Below are 13,429 nucleotides of genomic sequence, written 5' to 3'. Positions count from 1 at the left end.
TGAATAATATGAAATAATTTATATAGAATCTTTTTTTGAATTACATTATAACTCACTATTATCAATCAATTGAAAGTAAGTTACATATTCATTTTAGCAGGAGAATAGTATTAATTGATGACTGGTCTTCATTAATTGAAAATAATGCCGGTTAAAAGCCGGCATTATTTTATTAATCATCGAATAGATAAAAACCCAAAGATTTGCTTATTTAGCATTTAACACTTCGTTTAATTTGCCTTCATCAAGCTGACGACAACGTTTCGCTACCACAATCGTTGCAACACCATTGCCAATCAGATTTGTTAAAGCTCTTGCTTCTGACATGAAACGATCTATTCCCAAAATTAATGCCAGCCCCGCTAGTGGTAAATGCCCAACAGCGGAAATTGTCGCAGCTAATACAATAAACCCACTACCTGTTACACCAGCAGCACCTTTAGAGGATAAAAGCAATACAACTAATAGCGTTATTTGATGCACAATGTCCATATGAGTATTCGTTGCCTGAGCAATAAATACCGCAGCCATTGTCAGGTAAATAGAGGTCCCATCCAGATTAAATGAATATCCCGTCGGTATCACCAAACCAACAACAGATTTCTGGCATCCCACTTTCTCCATTTTATCTAACATACGCGGCAATGCAGATTCAGAAGACGATGTTCCCAATACGATTAATAGCTCTTCTTTAATGTAATTAATGAATCGGAATATGCTAAACCCTGTGGCTTTAGCAATTGTTCCTAAAACAAATACCACAAAAAGAATACAGGTGATGTAAAAGCAAACTATTAATTGTCCTAATTGTAACAATGTACCAATACCATATTTCCCGATGGTAAATGCCATTGCACCAAAAGCTCCTAAAGGAGCTAATCGCATTATCATATTGATAATGCCGAAAATAACATGAGAAAAACCTTCAATAATATTAAAGATTGGTTTCCCTTTCTCTCCTAAACGATGAAGCGCGAAACCAAATAACACAGCAAATAGTAGGACCTGCAAAATATTGCCACTGGCAAACGCTCCGATGACACTAGCCGGAATAACGTCAAGTAAAAATGCGATTATCCCTTGTTCAGCCGCCTTTTCCGCATATAGGGATACCGCTTTAACATCTAATGTAGAGGGATCAATGTTCATCCCCGCACCAGGCTGTACAACATTGACAACAATTAGCCCAATAATCAAAGCAATTGTGCTAACTATTTCAAAATATACCAATGCAATAGCGCCTGTTTTGCCAACAGCTTTCATACTTTCCATACCTGCGATACCGGTCACAACGGTACAGAAAATAACAGGAGCAATAACCATTTTGATTAATTTGACAAATCCATCACCTAATGGCTTCATTTCTGCCCCAAGCTGTGGGTAGAAATGCCCCAAAAGTATGCCGATAGTTATTGCAACCAAAACTTGAAAATAAAGGCTTTTTAGTAAATTTTTCTTCACTTCTTAATTCCCTAATCCATAGTGTAAAATCAGATTCTATTTATTCTTATTAGAACGGTGTAGTTATTGTTAAATGTACCTTATGTCTTCATTCATATAACACATAAAGTAAATTTTCATCATTTTTTCACAAAAAATTAAAATTAACACACAATTTTTCAAGATATAGATCACATAAACACACAATCAATAACCTCACTAAGATGATTGAACCGATAATCATCTCATAAGTTATTTAAAACTTTCCATTTAATAATATTATTTACTTGAAGAACATTTATTTTTCAATCCATTAAGTATTACATTGAAAAAATTAACAAGTTTTTGATACATGAGCGTTTTGAGAACAACTTAATCATAAGATATTATTAACTATAATTGTATAACCTGGTTGCTTTTTTATAATTTAAGCAACAATATACACGGTATGATATCAATACTTGAAAGAAAACAATTCTCATCATGAAATTAGACAACCTGTTAAATTACCATATGCAGGTACCGGAAAATCCGCTCTCTTCCACCCCTGTGGTATTCATCCACGGGTTATTCGGCGATCTCAATAATCTTGGGGTTTTGGCCCGTGACTTGCAGCAATACTACCCCGTCATTCAAGTCGACGTGCGCAATCACGGTTTATCCCCACGGGCAAATAATATGGATTACCACGATATGGCACAAGATGTTATTTCCCTGCTGGATCATCTGCAAATTCAGTCTGCCATTATTATTGGTCATTCAATGGGCGGTAAGATCGCGATGGCAATGACCGCACTAGCACCAGAACGGATAGAAAAAATTGTTCTTATTGATATAGCACCCATTGCCTATCAAGTTCGCCGTCATGACCAAATTTTTACCGCACTGAATAAAGTGACAGAAGCCGGAGTTAAAACCCGTCAAGACGCCGCTAAAATTATGCGAGAAAATATTCAGGAAGAAGGTGTCATTCAGTTTTTACTGAAATCATTCCATCAGGGGGAATGGAAATTCAATTTACCGATATTAATTGATCAGTATGAAAAAATCAGTGGCTGGCAAGAGATCCCTACATGGCCTCGTCCAGCCCTGTTTATTCGTGGCGGCCTCTCCCCTTATATTCAGGAAGAATATCGGAACGATATCGCCAGACAATTTCCACAGGCTAAAGCTTGGGTAGTCGCCGGTTGCGGCCACTGGGTTCACGCAGAAAAACCAGACGCCGTTTTAAAGGCAATTCATCGTTTTCTTAATACCGATACAGAATTAACGTCGGAAACCGATTAATTAGCAAGAAAAGTGGCTCACTTATTTTGAGCCACTTGATTATCAGGAAGTTAATTAGGCAAATTTCCCCTTGCCAATCGTGACATCTGCCCACGCTGTTGCGATAGCCGCTTTCGCTTGACTCTCCAGCCCCTCAATAAAACCATTATCACCGACTGTCGGCGCAAAACCACTCATTGCCTGAATCAAAGAATCCACCACATTATCTGACAGTGCGGTAAATTCACGCTCCCCTAATGCGTTCTTATCACCCATCTGAGTCACCAATTTGGCACGATTGCCATTAAAGTAATCATCAAAGGTAACCGAACCTACTGATTCAAATAACTCCTGAGCACTGTTGTCCCGAGTTTGGCGCTTCACTGACAGCACCAGATCATATCCGCTGCGCTGCAACCATAGGTTTTGCCAGTCAACACCATTAAGCAATATCATGTCTTCTGCGCTGATATCATTGACTGATGTATCAATCACCTCTCCGCTAACCACAAAACTGTCCGCCCCCAAACCACCCCGGAAGCGGTTTTGGTACCCGCCAAGCACCAGCAAATCCTGACCTTCACCGCCATCAAACTCACTGAACTTCGCAATCGCCGCGGCTATTAAGTGATCATCACCTTCCCCACCGTTGATTACCGCATGGTAGCCCATCAGTTTTATCGCATCGTTGCCGGAATGGCCGTCGAGCCGGTTGTCATTGCCAAATACTCTGGCAAAATCATTGCCTTCACCCAATTCAACCTGGTTATTATTGCCGATGGCGACAACGTAATCCTGACCTTCACCGCTATCTACCCGGTTATAGTTGCCGGAGATGGTGACGTAATCCTGTCCGTTACCAGCATCAATAAAGCCGCCTTCACCAAAGACAAACGCCTGATCATTGCCTTCCCCCATAAACACATGGTTAATACGCCCGGCCATCACCGCGGTATCATCGCCATTACCGCCAAACATCCAGTTTTCACGTCCCATCAGGACGCCCAGATCATCTCCTTCACCGCCGGTAAAGATGTTGGAAGTACCCATTGAATAATAAACATCATCACCGCGACCACCCCAGAAGTTGTTGTTATCTCCCAGATAAGCGCCAAGATCTTTACCATCGCCACCCCAATTGAAGTTATAGTTTCCCAACGATATATGGATATCGCCATCATCATGCAAATGACCACTGTTACGCAGGAAATCAAACGTTTTTTCCTCCATATTAAGCAAATCAACCGTCAGGTTTTCTTTCAAATGCGTGGCTAAAGACTTCATTTCTGTTTGCTTATCTTTACTGAACATCGTCGCAAATAGATTAGGCAAATTCAGTGAGTTAAAGCCAAATGCAGATTGGGCTTTATCATCATCGGTCTGAGTACGCTTTCTATCGACGCTCACTGGAGATTCCGGTTCATGATTTCCATCAGACGCTTTCTCTTGCAGGCCATGACTTTCCGCAAACGATCTGACGCCATCCTCGCCCATATCAATGCCCGCTTTCAAACCATCAAGCAACTTCTCTAGATTTGTAAAAGCTTTCAGTTGATCCCCGCTAAATTCTGCAATCACTGCCAGCATCTCTTGCAGAATCGTTTCGCTCTCAACTGGTTCCCCTGTACGGGAAATAATTTGGCCCTCTGCGGTGTAATTCACGCCAAAAATGTCCGCTAGGGTAGTCTCTGCATTTACACTTGCTAATCGACCAAGCAGCTTATTCTTAAGCTGACGCGGCAAGTCTTGCGGATGATAGGTAAAAGTGGTCTTCGCCATACCCGTTGCCGAATATTGCTGAGTCATCAGACCAAACAACGAACCCAGATTGGTATCCATAATCGACTGGATATGATCACCAAACATAAAATTCCAGTTTCCGGCTGTTACCTGGATATCCGCTCCTTGACCACCGACGGCAAAGTTAAAAGCCAGCTTCTCATTAGCTTGACGCAATTTATTTGCGCGGCTCATGGTGCCCATACCAGTCACATTACTGGTTAGCCATTGGTGATATTTTTTATTCAATGTGACTTCAATATCTCGCTTCAAACCACGGCTACTACGTTCATGCTGTGAATCCAGCTCAACCAACGTTTTGTAGTCCACACTGCTGGTTTGATCCAAACGGGACATATCTTGTACAAACTTGTTCGCACCGGCGATGGTCCACTGCTGATCTTGCGCGATTAACCAATTTTGTCCTTTGCCAGAGTAAGCAATACCTTGTAGCACGCCGGCAACATGCGCCACACCATCAAACGGGTTAACCAGTGGCGGCGTTGGAATGGATTTATCCATCATCACAATCAAGTCATTACTGCTGCCCTGATTGAAGCTCACGTTACGATTACCAATAAACATCTGCGCCCCTTCAAGCGCTTGATAACCATTGATATCGAAGCTGTGTTTACTGTCTCCGTCACCGATACGGACCATCACATTATTGTCACCGAAGGCCAATGACTTAAAGCCGCCGTTACCCACTTTAATACCGATATTTGATGTTCCCCAATTCAGCGCGGTAAACTCCCCTTCACCCACATTAACCTGAATATTGCCGGAGTAGCTAAGTTGATTATTCGATTTATCGTTGGCGTCAATCTGAATGGTATTTTCACGTTTCTTTGGCATAGTAAAAGGACGACGATAATCTGCAACCACCCCTCTCGTCACCGCATCATCCCCGGTGTATCCCACCTTGGAAAGGGTGATATCGCTTTCAGTGATACCGCGGATAACCCTTTCTGTACTCGCCGTCAATTCACCCTGTTTATTCCATTCGAATACAACTTTGTTATCAGGCAAGTTATTAACCCACTGGTTATTGGCATCACGGGTAAATTTACGGCCTGTTGCATCAATCGCGACTTCGCTACGGCGGGCGGAAACATTACTACGAATACCTTGTTTGTCTAACTCTGTAATAAAACGACGGGCAAAACCGTCCCGTTTGTCATCACTTATCAAAGAACAACCCACAATGCTGATATGGCCTAGTTTACCCGCCGGTTTAAGGTCGTGGCTGAACTGCTTGAGTTTCACAGCGAGTTGATCGGCGGTGTAACCACTCAGGCGAATGTTATTTTGCTCCGACGTATCACGGCCATGACCGACAATTTGCCAACGTAACTTGCCGGATAATCTGGCAGAATCGCCATAAACGACACGATATTTACCGTCAGCGTCCAGTTGCACAACCACACTGGAATCCGGGTGTTTACCGGCCAGATTGGCGGCGGCTCTGGCAACGACCGGATCATCCTCCATTTGAATAATGACCTGATGACTAAAACGAGTCGTACGATCATCAGCTTGTGGCGTGACAACCGCCTGCTCCCAAGTTCCCGCATCTTTGTTTTTGATGATGTCACTTGATGACAATTTTTCCAGTGAAGAACTCGCCGCATCACTATTAACCGGCACTTTAAGTATCAGCCGATTTGCTGCCGGATAAGAGAGGACTTTATCGATATTCGACCGCACAAAGCTGGCCGCTTGTTTAAAGTTGTTGCTCTCAATGTCAACCAGAACCTTCTTAGTTTGTTTACCTTGCTTGCCTGTCACTTCCAAGGTGATGTTACCTTCTCGGTAATCAGCTACACGCCCAGTGACGTTTGAACCTAAGTTAAATACTTTGCTCCGCTCTTTCAATGCACGCAACACGTAGTTTTGTTCACCATCACGTGACGTTTTCCAAACGCCGTCATATTTCGCAATGGTTCCCTCTTCAAACTTATTAAATTGAACATAAAAGCTTTGGTTGGATTCTTTACTTGCCTGAAATTTATAACTCGTTATAAACCCTTTATGAAACGTATCCATAAAACGGCGGAAATCGTTATAGTTAGCAAACGACTTGCCGCCATAGTTAGGATCATAAAATGACCAAACTGTTTGATTGATTTTTTTATGTACCACAACGGACATAGCATGTTCTTCAGACATGAATGTCATATAAGTCGATTTTCTTATATGACGCAGCTTATCCATGACGGATTCATAGCCTTCCGCAGAGTAATTCAGTGCGTTATTAATGTTCGGCCCGGCCAATCCATTAGTTTTCAATTTACCGCCATAGGCAGCATTCGCTTTTTTATAAGCTTCAAGAGTCGAGTCATCCATAAATTGGCTGTACTGCATCGATAATAAATCTTCAATAACCAGCCCAATATTTTGACGGCGATATTGGGTCAGCAAAGCCGATTCAATGGCGTCGATATCAGTTTTCTTATTGACTGATTTATCGTTGTAGGCTTTAACCGAGTCCCTCAACCACATCATATAAGCTTTACCACCCCCTGAGCCATGTACTCGTTCTTCCATTAAATAACGGGCAGATAAAGCAAAACACAATCCTTTCATGAGCTTTTTAGACTCAGCGGTATCTCCTTTAGTCAAGAGCACACTGCCAATTTCCGGGATAACTTCGCTAAGTTTTTCTAACAAATTGCCATCCTGGCTAAAATGGAATGAATAAGCTTCCAGCTCTTTTCCATGTGCTATAAAGTCAAAAATTTTATTATCAATTTTTTGAAAAACATCCCCTTTTATTGCCCCACGATGTTGAGAAGATGTTGTTAGCAGATTTTTATCCAACAAGGATTGATTATTAACCTGCAATCGATTAATCATGTTTTCCGCGTCTTTCAGTATGGCCAGATCTTCTTCTATCAACCTTGCACTGAATCGCCCATCTGCCTGTGCGACAAACTCAGGGTTAACATGGCTGCTGGTTTCAGGCATAGCCGTGGACTGATAAGCCTCTCCCGGCAAACCACTACCAAGTGCGCCTATTCGCTGTGGCTTAGCATTGTCACTCTGTTTCGCGCTCTTCGCATCGGTTTGTGCCTGAATCACTTTCTCCTCAGCCACAGCAATATCACGTTTGCCTCGATTTTCTGCCTCTAGATAAGCAACACTGGCATTACTTTCCGCTCTTTCTGCTTGCCGCTGTTGTAACAGGGCCTCTTTTTCTCTCAATTCCACTTTTTTATGAGCGTCTATCATATCTTGTTGCACGCCAATACGATGCCGCTCACTTTTCGCTATACCTGCCTCCGATTGTGCAATCGCTTTTTTCACACTCTGTCGGTTATCGCTAATATTTTGCTGTACATTAACCAATGCTCTCTGTGCATTAGTGTTGGTGTTATCCAATTTACTTTGAGCATTGTTCAAGAATCCGGCAGCAAATTGATTACACCATTGGTCGCCTGACTTACCGTGGTAATTATCAAAGTCATTCAATGCATCCAGACCTTGAGTCATGGAGAGCAGTTCATCTGTTACTGCTTGTGATTCTTCTTTTATCGCATCACGCTGCGCTTGCCCATTGGTGTTTAGCGCTGCCTGATCCGTTGATCCCAATTGAGACTGCGCTCCTGCAATTGCTCCCAGTTGCTGCTCTTTCTCTTGTTCCAAGATGCGGCGATCTTCTCCAGCCTTATCTTTATCACTTAACGCATTTTGCGCCGCTTTATCCTGTTTTACCTGTTCGATAACGGCCTTGGCTGGTCGTGAGCTTTCAGATTTCGCAACAATATTATCGAGAACATAACCTACGCCATCATTTAAACCTGTACCTTTAAATGCAATTTGGTTACTACCGGCTTTCGCTGTCAACTCCAGCGTTTTGTTTTGCCATCCAGCGGCATCTCCAGAAGTTGAGAATACCTGTTCCCCGTTCCAGAAAACTTCCATGCCGTTGTTGGTAAGATAAGTATTATGACGATTGGCAAAATCAAAATTCAGTGAAATAACTTCTCCCTCGAACAAGTTTTGTAAGTCCTGATAAATCGCGGTGTTTCTATCCGCATCAAGCTCACTAACCCGCTCTCCATGCCCCTCGTTATCAAGACCGTAAGCACCAGCTGAGTGATATGCTTCAATACCATTGGTTGCCAACCAACCGTAATTACCTTGTTCAAAATTACCATTGATGATCAGATTAGCTCTCTGTTCCGGCGCATCGCTTTTATCAATGTTCAATGAATGATGGATATTTTCGAGCTCAGGCATTTCGATCGCTGTTATAGAACCATGTAGGTGGCTGCTTAAATCTGAATTTACCGTTGCGATTTTATCCATCTTAAAACCATCAATAGCAGAAACTTCGGCTAAATTAATCGCCCCTCTGCCTTTATGTGTCCCAGATGTACTAGCCTCACCGCCCTCAACCAGATAGTTGATCGCCTGACTGCCCCCCACACCTAACGCTGTCTGTTTGATATGTTCAAAGAAGGAAGAGAGTTTGTTGCTTTGTGTATTGCTTTCCGCAACAGAGAAACTATAGAAATCACCGTTACCGATCTTAATCGCCACGTTATTGCGTGCATACGAGGCATTCATCCCCAGACCATCACCAATATGAATATTGGCGTTATTTTTACCTTTCATCACCGCAACATTCAGGCCATTTCCAACTTTAGTATTAACATTGAAATTACCCCATGCCACGTTAACGGAAACACCCTCACCTACTTTGGTATTCACATTCAGGTCGCCATGCGTCGCCGTTACATTTAAGCCATTTCCCACGGTGGTGGTGATATTCGCTTTGCCTTTCGCCGCGGTAACCTGCATGCCATCACCCGCTTTGGTGACAATATTTCCTTTACTCCACAAGGCATTAAAACTGTCACCGTTACCCACCTGAGTCACAATATTAGCCTCACTCTTGGCAAGCACCACATTGCGCCCATCACCGACCTTGGTAATGACGTTGGCTTTACCCCAGGCGCCGGTGTAATCATCACCGTGACCAACATGAGTGATAATATTGGCGTCACCCTGAACGATCGTCACTTCTTGTCCATCACCCACTTTGGTTATGATGTTCGCTCCACCTTTCGCGAAGTTATAACGATCGCCATGCCCCTTTTGCGTCAAGATATTAGCTTCACCCCAAACCGCATTGATACCGGCGCCATTCCCCACTTTGATAATGATATTGGCTTTACCTTTAGCAAATCCCACCGTTGCGCCATCACCAACATGGGTCATGACATTCCCCACATTCGACACAAGCAAGCCGACAGTCGTCCCCTCTCCCACTTTGGTCAGAATATTACCTTCGCCAAGCAGTACGCCAGCAGTCATCGAATTGCCTACATGAGTAATAACATTAACTTTCGCCCCTGCGACAACCCCCATGAAATCGTTACCGGTTTTGGTGACAATATTCGCTTCTCCTAACGCCAAAACACCGGTTAAGCCATTGCCGACATGGGTCATAATATTGGCCTGACCAAACATTGCCGCCAACGTTGTACCATCACCGATTCTAGTCATCACGTTCAGTTCACCGACAAACAAGCCGATACTGGAACCATTACCCACATGGGAATAGATATTAGCTTTACCTATCATCAAGGCAGTTGTCAGATCATTACCAATCTTGGTCAACACATTGGCGCCGCCGATCATGGCGGCAAAGGTATTGCCATCTCCCATATGGGTAAAAATATTGGCGCCGCCAATCATTGCGGCCAACGTCATACCATTACCCGCTTTAGTCGCGACATTGCCTTTTGCCAGCATCAAGGCAACACTTCCCCCATCGCCAATATGGGTAAATACGTTGCCTGCGGCTATCATCAGCGCCAACGCATCACCATCACCCACTTTAGTAAAAATGTTTACCGCGCCTCCCATCAGCGCCCATACATCACCTTTACCGACATGAGTAAAGAGGTTGCCTGCGCCAATCATGGCTGCAACCACAGCGCCATCCCCGACTCGGGTAAAGATATTGCCTGCCGCCCCCATCACCCCCAAAGTCTGACCGCCACCGACATGGGTAAGTACATTACCTATCCCAAACAGAGTGCCGGTAGTATCTCCGTCGCCTATTTTTGTCAGGATATTGGCGCCACCAAGCATCACACCTGTCGTATTTCCGTTACCAATGTGAGTCAGAACGTTTGCACCACCGCCCATCACCGCCAACACATTGCCGTGTCCTTTCTTGGTAAAAACATTAGCCCCACCCAAGGCAATTGCCTTGGTATTCGACATTTCAGCATCATCACTGATATGCGTGATAATGTTAGCCCCGCCGAGCATACCGGAAACCAAATCACCGGCACCGAGCTTAGTCAGCACATTGGCGCCGCCCACCAATACCGAGGAGACATTGCCATTTCCTTTTTGGGTCATGACATTAAAACCGCCTACACCTAACCAACTCGCTCTACCATTGCCTATCTGCGTGTGGGTGTTGTAACCACCTAACATGAAAATCTGGCTGTTGCCATTGCCGTTGTGGATTGAAATATTGCCAACTGCCAGAAGACGCGCCAAATATCGTCCATCTCCGACACGGACGAAAACATTTGCCGCACCACCAGCATGAACATCCATATCTCCACGCTGACTTTGATGAACAACGACATTTGCCAGACCTGCGCCTTCAAAATTGACATTGCCATAGGTGACACTGGATGTAATAACATTTCCGCCGCCAGCGCCATTGAATTGAATATCACCGGAACTCTCGCCACTATTAGTAGATGAGTTCACCAGTGCTTGCTGACGGTATTCTTCGGTATGCGCCAACCGATCAGAACCATACCGCATCGTTGCATTAAGGCTATATTGAAGCTGACTTAACACGCAGCTACCCGCACTCACCGAGTGGTAACCGTTTGTGGATGAAATATCTTCATCAGCCAGATTGCCGGTATGATCACCCGCTTTAAGCCATGCATTGACAAGGTATTTGAGTTCCCGCGTGACAGGATCATTTTCCAATTCAACCACCACTACTCTCGTGTATGATTCCAGATATTTAGCATACACATAAGTATTCGGCTGACGGTTCGATCTCACCGCGGAAACATCAAACTTCTGACAATTGGCAAAGATCGAATGCCCTCCCATCTTTGCATCAGAGAGAGTGATATCTTCCGCTTTGACCGTTGTCCCACTCGCATGAATAATCCACTCGTTTTCAGATAAACCCGCTTCCACGGCATGAATAATTACCGGCTGATGATGTTCAACCATTAAATTGAACAGACGATAAGCATCATTGATGTTGATATTGACAAATCCATTACCGGAAGAAATCTCCGTTGAAGCGAGACCATTGAGGTGATTACCCTCCTTATACCAGGAGGAGGCGTAATAATTGAGCTTACCGGTTTCGGGATTATTTTGGAGCTGGATTTTGCTGATTTTCGTATACATTTCGTCAGCAAAGGCAAAGAGATAAGTATCAGGTTCAGTGGTTGATTTAATACCCGTCACTGGTTGGGCTTCTTGAATCCAAGTTCCGCCCATCGTCGCTGTAGTTAATACAATATCTTTAGCCTTAGCATATTCCAGCGCCTCATCACGGAAACCGTTATTGACACCTATTCTTGATATTTGGTTGTAGGCTCCGACACCGGAGAAATTAATATTGCCATGCGCAATATTAGAATAAATCTTGTTATAACCACCCGCACCTTCGAAAGAAATATCACCACGGGTTTGTACGTAAACATCTTCCTTTTGACGAATACGTTTAATTCGGTTCGACGCCCCGGCGCCACTTAAGGTAATATCACCCTCTTTACCTTTACGTACAATATGATTGTCAACCCCGGCACCTTCGAAAACAATATTACCGAGCTCTGTCCGCGAGCTAATACTATTTGCCGCACCTGCGCCATTAAATGTGACATCGCCACGGCTTCCGTGGTAATTGTCATACCAAGTGCGGTCAATTTTGTTACCCGCTCCAGCGCCATCAAAGAATAAATTGCCCTGATTGGTTCCATGCCATAATTTATTGTAGCCGCCAGAACCATTGAAGCTCATATTACCCGTTAAACCATCACGGTTCATTTCGTTATAAATGGCCGCACCGGTAAAATCCAGATCACCGTGATGACCGGCGTGATCCATAACAACGCCACCCGCGGCGCCAGAAAATGAAATATCACCATCACCATCTTTATCAATATCGGTGTAACCCGCACCACCTCTTACTATCAAATCACCTGTGGAATCCACAATGGATAAATATGCCGCACCACCGACTACCGTGTCATTACCTGTACCGGTATAAACTTTGGCGGCAATCGACCCCAGAGCAATATGGTCATTTCCTCCGCGGGCATAGATATAGCCACCAAATCCAATGGCATCAATGTCATTATCATTGTCATCAGCGAAATAATTCCCGGTAAAGAAATATTCCGCACTCCTGCTTGATGATTTACCCATAAACAATCCCTTAGTTTAATATACCCTATGGATTTCAAGATGCATCGCGACGGCAAGGGAGTGAATCCCCGGGAGCATAGATAGCTATGTGACCGGGGTGAGCGAGTGCAGCCAACAAAGAGGCAACTTGAAAGATAACGGGTATAGAAGTTAAAACCGTACTCGACGGATATAATGGTTAGGTTGAATGTCTCATTTTTTTGGCAATACAAATCCTTTAGCCTCTTCATGATAAAAAGAGACCAAATAACAGATTGTTAGCAACGTTAAAGCGGTGATCACGGGATATGATCATTTCGAAAAAAACAGATATTCCGGCTCAACGATTAAGCTTTATTTAAAATACTGAATGCAGGAAAATGCTACTCCACCATTATTTCACTCATCCGGCAATTTCGTTCTTAGCACACGGAATATAAGGTAAGCAGCTCTCCTGCTGATATGCAGATTAGAGAGAATTTGTACAAATCCTTTATACATAGCTTTACTCAAAAGACAATTTATTCAT

General features: G+C 43.7%; 3 protein-coding genes. 1 reads left to right on the top strand and 2 read right to left on the bottom strand.

Annotation, left to right across the window (positions count from 1 at the left end; translation table 11 throughout):
- Nucleotides 1-207: 207 nt before the first annotated feature.
- Complete coding sequence (locus EAE92_RS16410) at nucleotides 208-1,461, bottom strand: dicarboxylate/amino acid:cation symporter (RefSeq protein ID WP_214068864.1); 1,254 nt, start codon at nucleotides 1,459-1,461, stop codon at nucleotides 208-210.
- 492 nt (nucleotides 1,462-1,953) lie between these two features.
- Between EAE92_RS16410 and ybfF the strand changes: the two genes are divergently transcribed.
- Nucleotides 1,954-2,727 (top strand): esterase, encoded by a 774-nt coding sequence (gene ybfF, locus EAE92_RS16405; RefSeq protein ID WP_422616062.1) that lies wholly within the window; start codon nucleotides 1,954-1,956, stop codon nucleotides 2,725-2,727.
- 54 nt (nucleotides 2,728-2,781) lie between these two features.
- Here the strand turns inward: ybfF and rtxA are convergent, their stop codons facing one another.
- On the bottom strand, nucleotides 2,782-12,921 hold the full coding sequence (gene rtxA, locus EAE92_RS16400; RefSeq protein ID WP_214068862.1) for an MARTX multifunctional-autoprocessing repeats-in-toxin holotoxin RtxA: 10,140 nt from the start codon (nucleotides 12,919-12,921) through the stop codon (nucleotides 2,782-2,784).
- Nucleotides 12,922-13,429: the final 508 nt, after the last annotated feature.

This window comes from Photorhabdus hainanensis (genome assembly GCF_018448965.1).
In the GTDB taxonomy this organism is placed as follows: domain Bacteria; phylum Pseudomonadota; class Gammaproteobacteria; order Enterobacterales; family Enterobacteriaceae; genus Photorhabdus; species Photorhabdus akhurstii.
This window is presented reverse-complemented; position numbering and strand designations above follow the sequence as displayed.